This window comes from Algoriphagus lacus (assembly GCF_003583985.1).
Lineage (GTDB): Bacteria > Bacteroidota > Bacteroidia > Cytophagales > Cyclobacteriaceae > Algoriphagus > Algoriphagus lacus.
On sequence record NZ_QXML01000001.1, the window covers coordinates 542,429 to 558,773 of the forward strand.

19 protein-coding genes are annotated in these 16,345 nt (G+C 43.1%); 6 read left to right on the forward strand and 13 right to left on the reverse strand.

The window, feature by feature from the left end:
- Positions 1-118 precede the first annotated feature (118 nt).
- From D0X99_RS02205 to D0X99_RS02255, 11 genes are all read right to left on the reverse strand, one after another.
- The gene (locus tag D0X99_RS02205) at positions 119-1,585 is read right to left on the reverse strand and encodes a glycine--tRNA ligase (protein ID WP_119476388.1); all 1,467 of its coding nucleotides are present in this window, start codon (positions 1,583-1,585) and stop codon (positions 119-121) included.
- Between the two features lie 135 nt (positions 1,586-1,720).
- On the reverse strand, positions 1,721-2,158 hold the full coding sequence (locus tag D0X99_RS02210; RefSeq protein WP_119475999.1) for an outer membrane insertion C- signal: 438 nt from the start codon (positions 2,156-2,158) through the stop codon (positions 1,721-1,723).
- A 54-nt stretch (positions 2,159-2,212) separates the two neighbouring features.
- Complete coding sequence (locus D0X99_RS02215) at positions 2,213-3,259, reverse strand: Gfo/Idh/MocA family oxidoreductase (RefSeq protein ID WP_119476000.1); 1,047 nt, start codon at positions 3,257-3,259, stop codon at positions 2,213-2,215.
- Between the two features lie 17 nt (positions 3,260-3,276).
- Complete coding sequence (locus tag D0X99_RS02220; RefSeq protein WP_119476001.1) at positions 3,277-3,903, reverse strand: response regulator; 627 nt, start codon at positions 3,901-3,903, stop codon at positions 3,277-3,279.
- A gap of 68 nt (positions 3,904-3,971) precedes the next feature.
- Complete coding sequence (locus tag D0X99_RS02225) at positions 3,972-4,727, reverse strand: sensor histidine kinase (protein WP_119476002.1); 756 nt, start codon at positions 4,725-4,727, stop codon at positions 3,972-3,974.
- Positions 4,720-5,478 (reverse strand): hypothetical protein, encoded by a 759-nt coding sequence (locus D0X99_RS02230; RefSeq protein ID WP_119476003.1) that lies wholly within the window; start codon positions 5,476-5,478, stop codon positions 4,720-4,722. Before D0X99_RS02230 ends, D0X99_RS02225 begins: the two co-directional genes overlap by 8 nt.
- Before the next feature lie 13 nt (positions 5,479-5,491).
- Positions 5,492-5,854 (reverse strand): molecular chaperone DnaK, encoded by a 363-nt coding sequence (locus tag D0X99_RS02235; protein ID WP_119476004.1) that lies wholly within the window; start codon positions 5,852-5,854, stop codon positions 5,492-5,494.
- A gap of 131 nt (positions 5,855-5,985) precedes the next feature.
- Positions 5,986-8,967, reverse strand: coding sequence for a protein translocase subunit SecDF (gene secDF, locus D0X99_RS02240; RefSeq protein WP_119476005.1), 2,982 nt, complete (start codon positions 8,965-8,967; stop codon positions 5,986-5,988).
- Positions 8,968-9,059: 92 nt separating this feature from the next.
- Positions 9,060-9,404, reverse strand: a complete 345-nt coding sequence (locus tag D0X99_RS02245; RefSeq protein WP_119476006.1) for a hypothetical protein — start codon at positions 9,402-9,404, stop codon at positions 9,060-9,062.
- Between the two features lie 57 nt (positions 9,405-9,461).
- Positions 9,462-10,082, reverse strand: coding sequence for a uridine kinase family protein (locus D0X99_RS02250; RefSeq protein ID WP_119476007.1), 621 nt, complete (start codon positions 10,080-10,082; stop codon positions 9,462-9,464).
- Between the two features lie 123 nt (positions 10,083-10,205).
- Positions 10,206-10,787, reverse strand: a complete 582-nt coding sequence (locus D0X99_RS02255) for a non-canonical purine NTP diphosphatase (protein WP_119476008.1) — start codon at positions 10,785-10,787, stop codon at positions 10,206-10,208.
- A gap of 212 nt (positions 10,788-10,999) precedes the next feature.
- On the opposite strand from D0X99_RS02255, the gene D0X99_RS02260 reads away from it, so the two are divergent.
- On the forward strand, positions 11,000-11,563 hold the full coding sequence (locus D0X99_RS02260) for an LOG family protein (RefSeq protein ID WP_119476009.1): 564 nt from the start codon (positions 11,000-11,002) through the stop codon (positions 11,561-11,563).
- A 186-nt stretch (positions 11,564-11,749) separates the two neighbouring features.
- A complete protein-coding gene (locus D0X99_RS02265; protein WP_119476010.1) occupies positions 11,750-12,253 on the forward strand; it encodes a hypothetical protein in 504 nt (167 codons plus the stop codon).
- Between the two features lie 82 nt (positions 12,254-12,335).
- Here D0X99_RS02265 and D0X99_RS02270 read toward each other — a convergent pair whose 3' ends face one another.
- Entirely contained in the window at positions 12,336-13,061 is a 726-nt protein-coding gene (locus D0X99_RS02270; protein ID WP_119476389.1) for an LOG family protein, read from the reverse strand.
- A 163-nt stretch (positions 13,062-13,224) separates the two neighbouring features.
- Here D0X99_RS02270 and D0X99_RS02275 point away from each other — a divergent pair, with 163 nt between their 5' ends.
- From D0X99_RS02275 to D0X99_RS02290, 4 genes are all read left to right on the forward strand, one after another.
- The gene (locus D0X99_RS02275) at positions 13,225-13,812 is read left to right on the forward strand and encodes a YkgJ family cysteine cluster protein (protein ID WP_119476011.1); all 588 of its coding nucleotides are present in this window, start codon (positions 13,225-13,227) and stop codon (positions 13,810-13,812) included.
- An 87-nt stretch (positions 13,813-13,899) separates the two neighbouring features.
- Positions 13,900-14,256: a phage holin family protein gene (locus D0X99_RS02280; protein WP_119476012.1), complete on the forward strand. Its 357-nt coding sequence runs from the start codon at positions 13,900-13,902 to the stop codon at positions 14,254-14,256.
- On the forward strand, positions 14,249-14,629 hold the full coding sequence (locus tag D0X99_RS02285) for a hypothetical protein (RefSeq protein WP_119476013.1): 381 nt from the start codon (positions 14,249-14,251) through the stop codon (positions 14,627-14,629). The genes D0X99_RS02280 and D0X99_RS02285 overlap by 8 nt, the downstream gene beginning before the upstream one ends.
- Positions 14,607-15,368, forward strand: coding sequence for a phosphoglycerol geranylgeranyltransferase (locus tag D0X99_RS02290; protein WP_233553629.1), 762 nt, complete (start codon positions 14,607-14,609; stop codon positions 15,366-15,368). The genes D0X99_RS02285 and D0X99_RS02290 overlap by 23 nt, the downstream gene beginning before the upstream one ends.
- Here D0X99_RS02290 and D0X99_RS02295 read toward each other — a convergent pair.
- On the reverse strand, positions 15,348-16,280 hold the full coding sequence (locus D0X99_RS02295) for an AraC family transcriptional regulator (protein ID WP_119476014.1): 933 nt from the start codon (positions 16,278-16,280) through the stop codon (positions 15,348-15,350). The two genes, D0X99_RS02290 and D0X99_RS02295, sit on opposite strands and share 21 nt — an antisense overlap.
- Positions 16,281-16,345 lie beyond the last annotated feature (65 nt).

Below are 16,345 nucleotides of genomic sequence, written 5' to 3' on the forward strand. Positions count from 1 at the left end.
TGAAACATTGGAAAATTGAATCCGAATAAAAAAAGCCGTCAGAAACTCAATTCTGACGGCTTTTTTTATCGGTCCCCGAGCTTGTCGAGGGGCCCCTTCGACAGGCTCAGGGACCTAATCAGAGTTTTTCAAATATCCTTCTGAAGCTTGTCGCCTCAGCTATTCGGCCATGAAGCTCAGAGATGGCTACACGCTCCTGCTCGGTGGTGTCCCGATGACGAATAGTCACGGTATTGTCTTCCAGAGTCTGATGATCCACCGCGATGCAGAAAGGCGTTCCGATCAAGTCCTGCCGGGTGTAGCGTTTACCGATGGACGCAGCATCTTCATAGATGATGTTGAAATCGTATTTAAGCAGTTCCACAATTTCCTGGGCTTTTTCCGGCAATCCGTCTTTCTTAACAATCGGAAGGATGGCAGCTTTTACCGGAGCAATAGCCGGGTGGAACTTCAGGTATGTTCTGCTTTTTTCCTCCGTCGTCTCTTCGGTAAATGCATTGCAAAGCGTTAGCAGGAACAATCGATCCGCACCGATAGAGGTCTCGATCACATATGGGATGTAGTTTTGGTTGATCTCCGGATCGAAGTACTGCTGCTTTTTCTTGGAGTATTCCTGATGCGATTTCAAGTCAAAGTCAGTTCTGGAGTGGATTCCTTCCACTTCTTTGAATCCAAAGGGAAATTCAAACTCGATGTCCATCGCTGCGTTCGCGTAGTGGGCGAGCTTTTCATGGTCATGCTTTCTAAGTTTTGCTGCAGGCGTACCCAAAGCCAGATGCCATCTCATTCGGGTATCTGCCCACTTCTGATACCAATCGAGTTCGGTGCCGGGGCGTACGAAAAACTGCATCTCCATCTGCTCAAATTCTCGCATTCTGAAAATGAACTGGCGGGCTACTATTTCATTTCGGAAGGCTTTTCCGATCTGAGCGATTCCGAAAGGAACCTTCATTCGGGCGGTCTTCTGTACATTCAGGAAATTGACAAATATCCCCTGTGCAGTCTCAGGACGAAGGTAAATGGTTGAGGCATCTTCGGCCACCGAACCCACCTGAGTGGAAAACATCAGGTTAAACTGACGTACATCAGTCCAGTTGGAGGTTCCGGAAATCGGGCATTTGATACCTTCGTTGGTGATCAAATCACGAACTCCAGCCAGATCTTCGGCTTCAAGCAATCGTGCCAAAGCAGCGGTAAGGGACCTCGCTTTTTCTACCTGACCTTCATTTTCCAGTTTGGCAGCATGCTCTTCCACCAAGACGTCGGCGCGGTAGCGCTTCTTGCTGTCCTTGTTGTCGATCATCGGATCGTTGAAGGAGTCCACGTGACCGGAAGCTTTCCAGGTGGTCGGATGCATAAAAATAGCTGCATCAATGCCGACAATATTGTCGGAAACGCGAGTCATGGTTTCCCACCAAAGTCGCTTCAGGTTGTTTTTCAATTCTACCCCATAGGCGCCATAATCATAGACAGCCTGAAGGCCATCGTAGATCTCCGAACTTGGGTACACAAACCCATACTCTTTGGCATGGGAAATAATATCTTTCAATTGAGCGTTTTCGCCCGGGGTTTCTGTCTTCGCCATAGGCCGCAAAATTAAAGAAACAAATTGACTTGAAGCAGGAAGAAAATTTTCATATGCATTTGATTTCCTTCTTTTTTTACAAAAAAAGCCACAATTCATAACGAATTGTGGCCAGCTTAAATGAAGGTTACCGGATTATCTAAAGGTGTATTTGAATCCGATCCCACCCCGGAGGTAACCATCGTGGTCATCCGCGAATACAGGCGCAGCTTCAATCAAAAAACCAAAATTTTTGGTGTTGAAAGGTTTGATTAGAACCCCAAATGGAATGGCCAAATACACGTCGTCATGGTCATGGTCATTGTTTCGGCTATCGTCACCAAACAGACCCAGACTCGCTCCGACATAGGCATTGACTTCACTTTTTCTCACAAAATTGTAGCCGCCCATCAATTCAAGGCCCAAGTCATCTCCCAAACCTAGCCTGCCCTCTCCAAAAAACTCCTTGTCCGGATCGGTTCCTACGGTGATAAATGTTCGGGTATTTTGAAAATTGATGCCGGCACTAACTTGAGCTTGAGCTACTTGAATTAGGCCCATCAGGAAAAGGGAAAGGAAAAGAAGTTTTTTCATGGTAAGTAATTGTTGGTTGGACTGCCTCTATGGCAAAGTCCAAGCCAAAATTGCTTACCAGTTGCCTTCTGATTGGCTGATTTTTCTTCCTTCCCGTGCGGAGATAAATGCTGTTTCGATGATTTTCAAAACCGAAATGGTCTGAGAAAGAGTCACTTTCAATGGTTCTCCGAGGAGGATGGCATTTGCCACATTTTGGTAAAAAATCCGGTAATCTCCCGGAACGGTAGGATAAGGAACAGTTTCGTTTTCCAGATAGAGTTTCCCCCATCTTTCTTCGGGATCAACTCCCCAGTTTGGGCCTTCCGGCTTTTTTCCCTCCTTGAAAGCCTGTTCCTGCACGTCCAAAAAGTACTTTTGAAAGGCTCCTTTGTCCCCAAGAAGCATAAACTTGGGCGTGGGTACATTGACCAAGACTCCAGCTGTAACCCGGGCTTTTAGGTTAGGATAATAAAGTGCGATATCGAAGTAATCGTCTGCCACAGCATTTTTTCGCTGCGATTGGATGTCTGCAAAAATGGCTTTTGGCTTACCGAAGAGCAGAACTACCTGATCGATCAGATGCGAACCCAAGTCGTAGGTGATGCCATTACCCGGGACTTCTTTTTCACGCCAGTTGTCAGAAACCTGAGGTCTAAATCGGTCAAAATGGGATTCCAGGTAAACCAGATCCCCAAGTGTTTTTTCTTCCACGAGTTGCTGCAGAGTCCTGAAATCCCCATCGAAGCGTCGGTTGTGAAATACACTGCAAACCAGTCCTTTTTCCTGAGCGATTTTTTCCAACTCCTCTGCCTCCTGGGAATAGATCGTCACGGGTTTGTCTACGACCACGTGCTTGCCTGCCAATAGGCACTGCTTGGCCATGGGGAAGTGGAATTCATTGGGAGTAGTGATGCAGATCAGGTCAGCCGCATCTGCTTCGAGAAGTTCATCCAAACTTCGAAATGTCCTCACTTTGGGGTATTTCTCCTCACATCGATTGCCGTTCCGTTCAACAATTGCTGTGAAGTCCAGATCAGGGCAAACCGAAATGAGCGGTGCGTGCATTTTTTCAGCCACTGAGCCGTAGCCAACCAAAGCTGTGCGAACAGGAGTAGTCATAGTCGGTAAGGATAGGTTCAAAGGTGCATTTCGTTGACCTTTTTGATAAGATCAATTCGCGAAGTTACCTGAAGTTTTTGATGGATATTTTTCCGGTGGGTTTCTATGGTCTGTATACTCAGGCATAACTTTTCGGCAATGTCTTTATTAAGCATCCCGTCACTGATCATTTTCAGTATTTGGGCCTCTCTTCTTGAAAGGCGGTATTTTTCCCGGAAAGCATCAAAAAAGGGTGTTTGATCGGCTTGTTGAATAACGCGGGAAAAATTTTTGACATATCGACCCTCATAGACTTCGATTATGGTAAAAATCAACTCATCCGGATCTGCGTCTTTCAGAATAAATGCATCTGCCCCCAATTGTAGGCATTCTTTAAAAATCTTCTCTTCATCATACATGGAAAGTACGATTACTTTGAGGTTAGGGAAGTGCTTTTTGCTATGGCGAAGAACCCCAAAACCGTCAACAATAGGCATATTGAGATCAGTCAGTACGAGATCAACTTCTTCTTTCTCCAAAAACTCCAATAATTCCTTCCCGTTTGGGAACAGCCCGGTCACCAAAAAACCTTCGTGTTCTTCGATAAGTCCCTCTAATCCTTTTGCAAATAACTTGTGGTCATCAGCCAGAGCAATCCGAATCATTTTAAGTAAGGTGGTGGTGGGAAAAGATGAGTGAAGCACTAATCTTTTGGGAAGTTAAATCAGATATATCACAAAGGCAACTCCAATGTGATCAGTGTACCTTTTCCGACTACAGATGTCAGATTAAATTTCCCTCCTACAGTCTCCATTCGTTTGGACAGGTTATACAGACCGCTCCCGTTGGTTTTAATACTGGAATCGAAGCCCTTTCCGTCATCCTTGATTTCGATCGATCGTTTTGAACCCTTTTGATAAATTCGGATGGAGATGGTATCCGGTTGTGCATGCTTGATAGCATTGTTGAGGCATTCCTGAATGACCCGGATAAGAATCAGTTTTTGGTCTTTCGGGAGCTGATTGAATGAGTGGTCGGAATCCAGTGAAGTTTTGCAGAAGCCGGTTGACTGGATTCTTTCCAATTGATGGGAAATGAATTCATCCATGGTGATGGACTCTACCCAATCCAGGTTGAGGGTTTTGGATAGCGCCCGGACTTCTTTGATGATCTGGTTGATGTAGTCTTTCCCCTCAGCCTGCTTTTCTGGTTTGGAGGAGTTGAGGTTGAGTTTGGCCAAAGAAAGCAGCTGCCCGATGTTGTCGTGGAGTTCTCTGCCGACCTGGGTCAGGGTCTCCTGCTGGATTTCATTTTCGATGTTGAGCAAGGTTTTCTCATACTCGACCTTCAACTGATCAATTTTCTGACGGTTTTGGACTTGCCGCTGCCGGTGGAGCACGACCATGGCTACGATGAACGTTCCCATCAAGGCCGTTAGAAAAGTGCCTGATACAATCAAGAAGGCGAGTTCGTTGTCCTGTTCAAGCATGGACTAGAGCGGTTTTAGGCCTAGGGAAAAACTTCTCCAAAGCAAACTTGACCACAATACTTAACATCATAGAAACGTAAAGAAACTGTGAAATGTAAACCAATGAATAGTAAAGGGGCTTGTTGCGAAAGGCTAAGTACTCAAACGATACTTCGGATAGGAATACCAGGCTGCTTTGGAATAGCGTCAAAGTGATAAACCAAAAAAACCAGAGTTTCAAGGGATCCAGTTCCAAATAAAAAGAATCCGTAATCAAGTCAATAAAAAAAAGACCACAAGCAAAGATGATGAATGAGTTTCCGATTGAATAAATAATTGGTTGGATGCCGTAAAGCGGTTCTACGCCACTCCATTGGAGTCCAATGCAAAGGATTAAAAAGAAAATCAAAAGTCCATAGGTAACTTTTTTTAATTTTCTTCCCTTGATGTGATTCAGAATAATCAGGAGAAATAGGACTTTTGAAACCTGGGAATAAAATAAATTAAATGACCATACATTCCATCCCTGAAAAGGGACATCGAATAGCCATTCGTGAATTTTTTGATTGAAAGCTTTATTTACCATGAGGTAGCTTCCCAGATTCTCATAAAAAAACACCAGGGCAAGTAGGAGAAAAGGAAGATAATTTTCGGGTTCTCTTTTTCTTGATTTGGCTAAAATTAGGAATAGGAAAATCCCTATAATCCCAAGGATACTAATCGACAGGATATAGGGATCTTCAATGATAGACAAGATGACATTCTTAGTCACAGAATTCGGTTATTTATTCACAGGTGGGAGGACAAAGTTTGCCACGGTTGTAATAACTGGAATCACCGCTTGCATCTAAGATTTCACCTTGTCCATCGACCGAGGCAGTCATAACCAGATTTATCCGACCTACATATTCATCGGGATTTTCAGGGTGAAGCTTTTTGGCGACCTCTTCAGTATACTCTGTAAAATAAAACTTGATCCCTCCGGCATTGGGATCGGCCAGGATTTCTTCGAGGGTCTTTCGGTCAAAAAATATCCAATCGGTCTGATCAACAATGTCTCCCTTTTTGCCTTTGGCAGGCTTTCCTTTCTTTACTTCCTGATCATACTTCGCTTTCATTTGTTCGAAGTCGGCTTTGCTGATTTTCATGTGTTGTGCACTAAAAGTTTGTCTGTTAAAAATTCTATTTGAATTGAAAAGATACTGGTTTTTAAATTTTTTAGGACAAAAAAAGGAGCGGGATTTCTCCCGCTCCTAAGCGTAATTAAGAAACAAATCGATTAAGCTACTTTTTTGGTATCCTTTGGAGCTGGGGTTCCCGCATTCTCCAATTCATTTTTCATCAAATCCACTACAATCGGAGTAGCGATGTAAATCGAAGAGTATGTACCTACGGTGATACCCACAAACAGGGCGAAAGAGAATCCTCTCAATACTTCACCGCCAAAGAACAACAATACAATCACCACAATCAAGGTAGTAAAGGAAGTGATCAGTGTACGGCTCAGCGTCTGGTTGATTGCGTCATTGAATACTTTGACCAATTTATGTGTACCTCGGTTTTCGATATTTTCACGGATACGGTCAAATACGATCACGGTATCGTTGATGGAGTAACCGATCACGGTCAATACCGCTGCGATGAATACCTGGTCGATTTCAAAGTTGGCGCCCAACAGATTCCCGATGGCAAAGGCAGCGATTACAAACAACGTATCATGGATCAAGGCAATGATGGAAGCAAGGGAGAATCTCCAGTTTCGGAATCTCAACAGGATATACAAGAAGATTCCAACCAAGGCAGCGATCATGGCTTCTGCAGAGGATGCCTTGATGTCGTCAGCGACGGTGGCACCTACTTTGGAGGATCCGGTGATGGAGAATTGGCCTGCACCTACTTGTTCAGGATTTTCCACAAAGGTAAATCCGGTAACTGTTGCAATACCTTCCTTCACTTTTGCTTCAACGGCTTTGTTGGAAGCATCATCATCCTCATTGATCAAGTAAGAAGTGGTAACCTTCAGGGTGTTGTTTGATCCGTAGGTTTTCACTTCTACTGATCCTTCAAATTCATTGTCCAAGCCTACTTTCAGGTCTGAAGGAACCACTGCCTCATTGAATGCCACAATGTAAGATCGGCCTCCGGTAAAGTCCACTCCGAATTTGAGTCCGTTTACGGCTCCGATTGCCAGACCTACTAGGATGATGGAAGTAGAAATCAGGTAGGCTACTTTTCTCTTTCCGAGGAAGTCGATGTTCAATCCTTCCAACAATTTTCCGGTAAGTGGAGTGGAGAAATTGATGGTGCTCTTGTCTCCCTTTTTCATGGTCATCCAGTAGATGATTACTCGGGTGATAAATACAGCCGAGAAGAAAGAACACGCAATACCGATCATCAAGACGATGGCGAAGCCTTTCACAGGCCCCTGTCCCAAGGCAAAAAGGATTGCGCCTACTAAGAAGGTAGTCACGTTTCCGTCAATAATCGCCGAAAATGCTTTGCTGTATCCGGTGTTGATTGCCGCCAAAAGACCAATCCCGTTTTTAAGTTCCTCGCGGATACGCTCAAAGATCAATACGTTGGCATCAATCGACATACCCATGGTCAATACAATACCAGCGATACCCGGCAAGGTCAACGCTGTACCCAACTGAGCCAAGATACCTAGGATGAAGAAAATGTTGAAAATCAAAGCAACTACCGCTACCAGACCACCTTTGGCATAATAGGCAATCATGAAAAGCATTGTTAATGCCAAGCCTGCAATCATAGAGAAGATACCCTGTGCCTGTGCTTCTTTACCCAAAGTTGGGCCGATGATGCTTTCTTCCACAATCTGAGTTGGAGCAGGAAGTGAGCCTGATTTCAGGATGTTTGCCAAATCCTGAGCTTCCAACAAAGTGAAGTTACCGGAGATTTCAGACTGGCCGTTAGGAATTTCGCCATTTACCACAGGGGCAGTGTACACATAGTCGTCAAGCACTACAGCGATCCTTCTGCCGGTGTTTTCAGCCGTTAGATTTCTCCATTTTCTGGCACCTTCTGCATTCATTTGCATAGACACCGCAGGTCGGGAAGTTTGATCCAAAGTCTGACGAGCATCTGTTACCACGTCCCCTTCCAAAGGAGCTTGGTCAGAACCGCGGGTAGTTTTGATGGCATAAAGTTCAAGCACTTCGCTTCCGTCTTCAGCTACGGTTGGTTTTACTCCCCAAAGTAATTTGAGATCTCTAGGCAGGAAAGACTTGTAGCGCTCGTTTTTGATGATTCGGTTGATGGCAACGGTATCTTTTACATCGTATACCAAGCCATAGTTGGCCTTCATCAATGCGATCAGAGGAGATACATCATTTGATTGCTTCAAAGGGTCAATTGCCTCCAATTGCTTTTCAAGGGCATTTCTCAATGAATCTTCGGAAGTAAGAGAATCGGTCGCTGTGGTATCAGCTTCGGCAGTACTAGAGCCGCCTTTCTGATCCGCCACCCAGGTTGTGTTGATGGCTTCAATGGCTCCTCCGTATTCGTTAAGCTCCAATACTTCCCAGAACTGAAGCTTGGCTACGCCTTGCAAAAGGTTACGAACACGTTCCTGATTATCAGCTCCCGGAAGCTCAATCTGAATTCTTCCTGAACCAGCGATTCGCTGAATGTTTGGCTGAGAAGTACCAAAACGGTCGATACGAGTTCTTAGAATGTTGAAAGAACGCTCAATCGCGTTTTCTACTTCGGTGTCTATGATTTCAAGAATTTCTGAGTCGGAAGATTCCAAGGAAATTCTGCCTCTATTTGCAGCCGTTGCGAAAATGGTACTCAGGTTTTTCCCCGGATTGTTGCGCTGCCAAGCCGTATAAAATAGGTCGACAAATTTAGTGTCAGACGTTTTGGCTGCTTCTCGGGCTTCATCTACCGATTTATTGAAAGCCTCATCTTTTGGATTGCCTGCAATACCTTTCACGATTTCCACCGGAGATACTTCCAATGTCACGTGCATACCACCCTGAAGGTCAAGACCCAGACCTAGTTCGGTTTCCTTGATTTCCTGATAGGTGAAATCAGCACCCAGGAAATTATAAACCGGCTCTCTCCAGACCGAGTCCAGATAAGCTCTTTTTTTGGCAAAGTCAACATTGCCGGCGGCGTCAGTAGCATACTCGGTTGCTTTCTGCTGGACACCATTGGATACTAATGTGAATGACAGATAGTACAGACAGAGCGCTGTAACAATCACTGTCAAAAACACAATGACACCTTTGTTTTGCATACGAATTGGATATTTGATTGATTATGAAATACAGGATAATGGACTAACCTGAGAAGGTTAGGGAAGTAATTTTTACAAAAGAAAAATTAAAATCAGGGACCCTTAGTGGAAATAATCCGCTCAAAAAGAATCTCAACCAGCTGATTGGGGTAGAATGCCGAAACGGCCTGAAGTGTAGGTAATTGGAATTCGAAACTGAAAACGTGATGGATCAGATAGAATACAGTATCTGCCACATGGACCACAAAAGGCACCACTGCATCCACTGCAACATTCAAAAATGTCTGATCCGGATTTTCGGAACTCTGCTCAGTTTTGGCGATTTCACCCTGCTGAGGCATGTATTCCACACTGGAAATAAACAGACAAAACAGCAATGCCATCACCACCGTAAAGCGCTGTTGGAATAGTTTGCTATGGATTGTCGAGTTTTTCATGCGCGGCAAATATAGGCATTATTTGAAATTCCAGCTTTTCAGGTAATTTTTTTTGAATTACTTCCCGGATTTAGCTCTCAGATAAGTTCTAATCACGTCTAATGCCCGATCAAAATTGGAATTATTGGGAACAATCAGGTCTGCCTCGTTTTTGAAAGGTTTGATGTACTTTTCATAGGTCGGCATCACATGCATCTCGTAGCGATACAGCACATCATCCAAATCATAGCCTCGCTCTACCTTGTCGCGGATGATCCGTCGCTTAAGCTTGATATGGTCTTTGGCATCAATAAATATTTTCAAATCGAGAAGTTCCGCGAGCTCAGGATAATAAAGGACAAAAATTCCCTCAACCACCACGACTGGCGCAGAGGCGAAGGTGAGCATTTTTGGTTTTTTTGAGGAGTTGTTGAAGGTATATTCTTCTCTGAGGACAGTTTCACCGTCTTGAATTTTTCGGATATCGGCAGCGTATTGCTCAAAATCGATGCTATGCGGGGTGTCAAAATTGTGAATTCCCTGAGCGTCTACCGGCTGCATATGCCGGGGCTTGTAATAGTTGTCCTGAGAAATAAGGCAAACTTCTCCGGGATCAAAGCTGCTGAGCAAGCGCTCCAAAAACAAGGTTTTCCCTGAGGCTGATCCTCCAGTGATTCCGACGATGAAGGGTTTTTTCATCTGTTATTAAGTTGTTTTAAGAGGCCAGGTGGAATCTTGCTTTGAAAATAAAGAAACAGTGAGTGTCATTTCTTACACGCTCGATTTCATGGAGGGCAAAGTTAAATCATTTAAGGTGTGATCTCAGAATTTTCTATTGCGAAGAAAAGAAATCAGGTTTTTTACCGCTTTCCCACGATGGCTGATTTGGTTTTTCTCTGTCAAGGTCAGTTCTGCAAACGTCTTTTCAAATCCCTTAGGCCTGAAAACCGGATCGTACCCAAACCCTCCTTCACCGATTTTTTGATCTAAAATTTCCCCTTCCGCTATTCCTTCAAATTCATATTCCTGTCCTTCCAAAATCAAAGCGATCACGGTTCGGAATCGGGCTTTACGATTGCTTTCGCCTTTCATTTTTTTCAAAAGCAAATCAATATTTCGGACATCGCTTCTTGGCTCTCCGGCAAATCTACCCGAATAGACACCCGGGGCACCATTTAGAGCTTCTACCTCAAGTCCGGTATCATCAGCAAAGCAATCCACGCCGAAATTCTCTTTAACAAATCTGGCTTTCTGAAAGGCATTGTGATCGAGTGTATCACCTGTTTCTGGCAGTTCCTCGTAACATCCGATTTGCTGAAGGGAAACAATTTCAAATTCAGATCCCAAAGAGGCTTTTACCTCTTCGATTTTCTTAAGGTTATTGGTTGCAAAGCAGATTTTCATTTTCAATTAATTCATGAACTTAGTCATGTAAAGGTCGGGGATTTTGAATCGAAGACATTCAATTCCCTCCTGAATTCTTGGCGGGAATCAGTTTGGTCAAAATCATGTATTTTCGTCGGTATAAAATGGAGCAGGACAATCACGTCTCAAAGATTGATACTAATCAACCAAGCGAGATTCAATCTCGCAGCTGAAAAGAAAAATTTATACAGATGAAAAAAATTACCATCTATTGCGGTTCAAAGAAAGGGAATAGCGGAGTCTTTGAGGCGGGCGCCCGAGCATTGGTTCAGGAGATGATCAAGCGAGATCATTCTTTGGTGTATGGTGCTGGCCGGGTAGGCCTGATGGGTGTCATCGCTGATGAAATGCTGGCTGCGGGGAAGGAAGTTCTTGGCATTATTCCTCAAAAGCTGGTTGATCGTGAGGTGGCTCATCAAGGATGTACCGAGCTGATTATCGTTGAGACGATGAGGGATCGCAAGTGGTTGATGGCTGAGCGCGGGGACGGTTTTATCGCAATGCCGGGAGGAATCGGGACGCTGGAGGAGCTTTTTGAAATCATGACGCTGAATCAGCTTCACTATATACAAAAGCCTTTGGCCTTGTACAATGTAAATGGATACTTTGATAAGTTGATAGATTTTTTGAATCATGCCATGGAATCCGGATTCCTTTATCCTGAGCAGGAAGAGATGCTGATTATATCGGATGATCCGGTGGATTTGCTGGATCAAATGGCGGCCTACCAGGCAAGACGTCCGGCAGATTGGTAATTTTTGATCAAAAAAGACTCCTGTTTCTAGTTAGGAAGCGAAAGGATCATTTTGGGATTAAATTGATTTTTTTGAAAGAATGTGTGCTAAAAAGCTTTGGAAAAGAAAGCCAAAGAATCTATTTCCTATTTGTCAATTCACAACTAATCTCATTTAATTGTATTTTTGTCCAACTCAGATAACTGCATGATCGATAAGCTTTTCCCTCTGGACAAAAATTACATCCTCCGACAAGCACAGTTTGTATTGGAGGAGGAATTGATTGATCAGATGATTTATGAACTGAAAAGATCCTATACCTACCTCTACAATCCACTTCGGTTAATGGATCAGACTTATGCAAGGATTCTGGACACTTTTGATTTTCCCACTGATCGGGTCAGAATGATATACCGGCAGCTTTGCGGAATCTATCGCTACAAAAACGGGGACAATCAGTTGGAGCTTCTTTTTGATGGCCGTACCCATTTTGATAAGTTCAAGGAAGATTGGGAAGCAGCTTTGATTAGTTGGGTTCAGGAATTGGGTCAGCATGAGCAGTATGTCAAAACCATGCTGAGAATGACGCTACTATACGATACCGAATCAAGAGCTGAATGGTCTGAAAACCACTGCAAGGCATTTATCAATCAATATTTTGAGCTGAAGGTCTTCAAGAGACAAGGTGAACTTAGATTAAAAGTGGGTTGATTTACCTGCATAAGATCGCATAACAATCAAAAAGCCATCCAAGAAGATGGCTTTTTGATTTTCTGGATACCCGGTTTTTGGATTAAAAGTTGGGACTCAGTAAATATTTTCCGTAGAAATCATCAATTGCCTTTACCGCTTCAGTGGCATTATCAACAACGGTGAACAATTCCAGATCTTCTTCTTTGATATAGCTGTGTTCGGCGAGTAACGTTTTTTTGATCCAATCCACCAATCCCTCCCAATAAGATTTGCCCACCAAGACAATTGGGAATCGCGCGATTTTATTGGTTTGAATCAGTGTAAGGGCTTCAAAAAACTCGTCAAGCGTTCCAAATCCACCGGGCAATACCACAAATCCCTGGGCATAGCGGATGAACATTACTTTGCGGACAAAGAAATAGTCAAACGTGATCAATTTATCCCGGTCGACATAAATATTATTAAACTGTTCAAAGGGCAAAACAATATTCAAACCCACTGATTTTCCTCCTTCGGAATAGGCGCCTTTGTTACCTGCCTCCATAATTCCCGGTCCGCCACCTGTAATGACACCATACCCATGGCGTACAAGTTTAGCGGCGATTTCCTCGGCCATTTTATAGTATTCATGGTCCCTTGGAGTCCGTGCCGAACCAAAAATTGAAACACAGGGACCGATTTTAGCCAGTTTCTCGTAGCCTTCGACAAATTCCGACATTACTTTAAAAATGGCCCAGCTATCCTCACTTCTGATTTCGCTCCAGTCGCGTTCCTTAAAGGCCTGACGAATCCGTTCCTCTCCTTTTTTGTCTTCCAAATTGCTCATGTTCCATCCATTTAATCCTTCAAAAAAACGATTCTCAAATGCAAATGATGGTCTAAAAGGCGAATTCAATTTTAACATGTTGAAAATCAATTAGAAAAAATGGTTTGATGTCGGAATTTATTGGGGTCCACATAGGCTAATTTTGCTTTAGAAATAAATGAACATGAATCTTTTCGAAAAATCCGAAGCTGTAAAAGCTGTGTTTCAGGAACTGGAGGATGAGTCGCGGCAGTTTCATACTGAAGCAGGCATGGGATGTATTTCAGGTTGCGGATTTTGCTGCGCAAATCCGGAGGTCCCCGCCTCTCCGCTCGAGTTTTTGCCATTGGCTTTTGATCTTTATGAAAAGGGAATTGCCGAGGAAATTGCCAATCAATTGTCTCAGGAAGAAAAATCGGGAAATTGCATTGTTTACCGTTCGCAAAAGGAGGATGTGACTAAAGGGTTTTGTGGAAATTATGCAAATAGAGGCCTGATCTGCCGGCTTTTTGGAGCCTCGGCCCGAAAGAACAAACACGGTCAAAAAGAACTGATTACCTGTAAAATCCTAAAAGAACAAAAGGCTGAAAACTATAAAATCGCATCCTCCAGGATCAATTCAGATTTGGAAATTCCCATGGCAACAGCGTTTTATACTCGCCTCAAAGATGTGGATGAGTCGCTGTCCAATCAATACCCGGTCAATCAGGCGATTTTGATGGCTCTGGAGCTCGTATTGCGATATAAGTTTTATCAGGAAGGTGAAAGTTGACACCTAGCCTGATTTTTTTGCTCCTTAGTTTTGAAGTATATTCGATCAGAATTAAGAGGGGAAACTAGGCTAAAAAGACCCAGAATTATGTTGAAAATCGGCGAAATCGTCCAAACGATCAAAGGCATTATAGAGACCCGGATTGGGTTAGTCAAACAGGAAATACAGGATGAATTTGTAGGAATTTTGTCCCGACTGATTTTGCTGATCATAATTGGAAGCATGCTGTTGTTGGTTTTCCTGTTTTTGTCTCTTTCCCTTGCCTTTTTCCTTAGCCAAGTGACCAAGAGCCCTTACCTGGGATTTTTGATTGTGGCGCTGATGTATTTTTTGGTGGTCTTGGTTTTATTCCTCAGCCGGGATTCGCTCAAAATCCAGGAGAAGCTTTCTGCTGTGCTCAAGGATTTTATATTCCAAATCAAAAACAACAAAGAAGATGAGTAAAGAACTCGAAAAGAAGTCCGAAGAATTGGAGCAAACCTTGGCAAAGCAGCTGGAATTGCTCAAGAAAGATTCCGAGGACTGGTTGAAAGTAGGGGCAGTGGTAGCGGTTGGAGCTTTGCTTGCTTATGGAATAGTGAAAGCAACCCGAAAAAAGAAGGAAAAGACTACTGATAAAGCACTTGAGGTTCTGGAGAAAGAAGGACTTCTCAATGATGACATCAAAAAGCGATTGACTAAATCCAAACGATCAACCTTTTGGCCAAATCTTACTCAGAGATTGGTGATTTTGGGTTTGGCATTGGCTAAGGACAAAATCTACAATGAGATTTTTACTTCTCCTGCTGAGGTAAATGAAGGTGAAAAAAGTAAGTAAACTTTTAAAGTCCCTTTCAAAATGCGGGGAAAAGGGAATTGCATGGCTCGTAGACCCAGAAAAAGAATTGGATTTTGATAAATTCACTTGGGTCAAAGATTCTGGTTTGGATTTAATCCTTGTTGGAGGAAGCGGATCCACTTCTCAAAATTTTGAACGAGTAGTTCAATCTCTGAAGAAAATCTCGGGGACAATTCCAATTTGTATTTTCCCAGGTTCCCATCTTCAGTTGTCCGGGAAAGCGGATGCTATTTTATTTATGTCTTTAATTTCCGGCAGGAATCCGGAGTTTTTGATTTCCCATCAAGTGCAGGCAGCATCTGAGGTGGAGTCTTTGGGTTTGGAGGTTTTACCTACAGGATATATTCTCGTTAATGATGGAGAATTACTGAGTGTCCATTCTTCAAGCCAAACCTTACCGCTTTCCAATGAAGATTTTGAATTTGTAAAGTCGACAGCTCTGGCTGGGAAATTTCTCGGAATGAGGTTTTTTTATTTGGATGCCGGTAGTGGTGCTGCTACTCCGGTGAGCAAAAAGGTAATTTCTGAGGTTAAAGTAGCTGTCAAATGCCCCCTGATTGTTGGTGGGGGATTGACCAGTTCTGAAAGAGTGAAAACCGCATTCGAAGCAGGTGCGGATTTGATTGTCTTAGGAAACTCCATCGAAAAAGACCCCGGTTTTTTGGCCGAGGTCCTTCATTTAAAGTCTGTTTTTAATTTATCCCTGAACGTTAATTAGAGATTCCCTTCGTCGCATTTTCCCTGCAGGGACTCCATACATCATTTTGAAACGACGGCAAAAATAGGCTGTATCTTTGTAGCCGACTTCTTTACCGATATCCCGGATTGATTTTTTGGTCGTGCGAAGCAATTCGACAGCTGCTTCCATGCGTTGGTACTCGATGTAGTCCTGTGGATTAATTCCAGTGAGCATTTTGAAATATTGCCCAACATAGTCTTCAGAGACATTAGCAACTTTGGCCAATACTTTATTGGACAAGTCTCCTCCGATATTTGATTTGATGAAATTAAACAGGTCAATGAGACGTGGATCTTTGAAATAGGTTGAATTGGTGGAAAGTTCTTCCGTAAACAGTCTGTTTTTCAGAATGTGTCTTAGAAGTTCAATGACCAAAACCTCCGTTTGTGCCTTCAGGGAGCGTTCTTTGCCAACATTACTCCCTTCCAGTTCTTTAATGATGTCTTCCACCAAGGCAGCGATCCGGTCATTGAAGCGGATGATAAAAGGAGGAATATCCAGCGAATTGAAAAAATTGACTACATCAAAAACCTTGGATTCAAACTGAATCAGAGAAATGCAATCTTCTTCGGTGATTTTGATGTCCTTGAAACTGATGCTCTGAAGGTGTTTTCGCTTATTTTCTGCGAAAACTTCCATTTCCATCTCATTTTTTTTGGAGCCAGTCCCGAAAGTGATTTGAGTTTTTTGAGCTTTTGGAATAAAAAGCACCTCTCCCTCATTGACCAATTCCTGATCCTCGCCAAACTTCAAAGTGCCATGATGAAGTAATATCAAGCTGTTCTCGTTTTCCTCATAATTGAGAACGGTCACAGGCTTTTCAATCTTGAAATTATTCCCTTTCAAAAAACGTACGTGGACGGACTCAATGACTTTGTTGTAATAATCCATAATTGCAATTAAAAATAAAGATGTAAAAATATAACTTTTCCTAAGGGGAAACAGGAATATTTGAT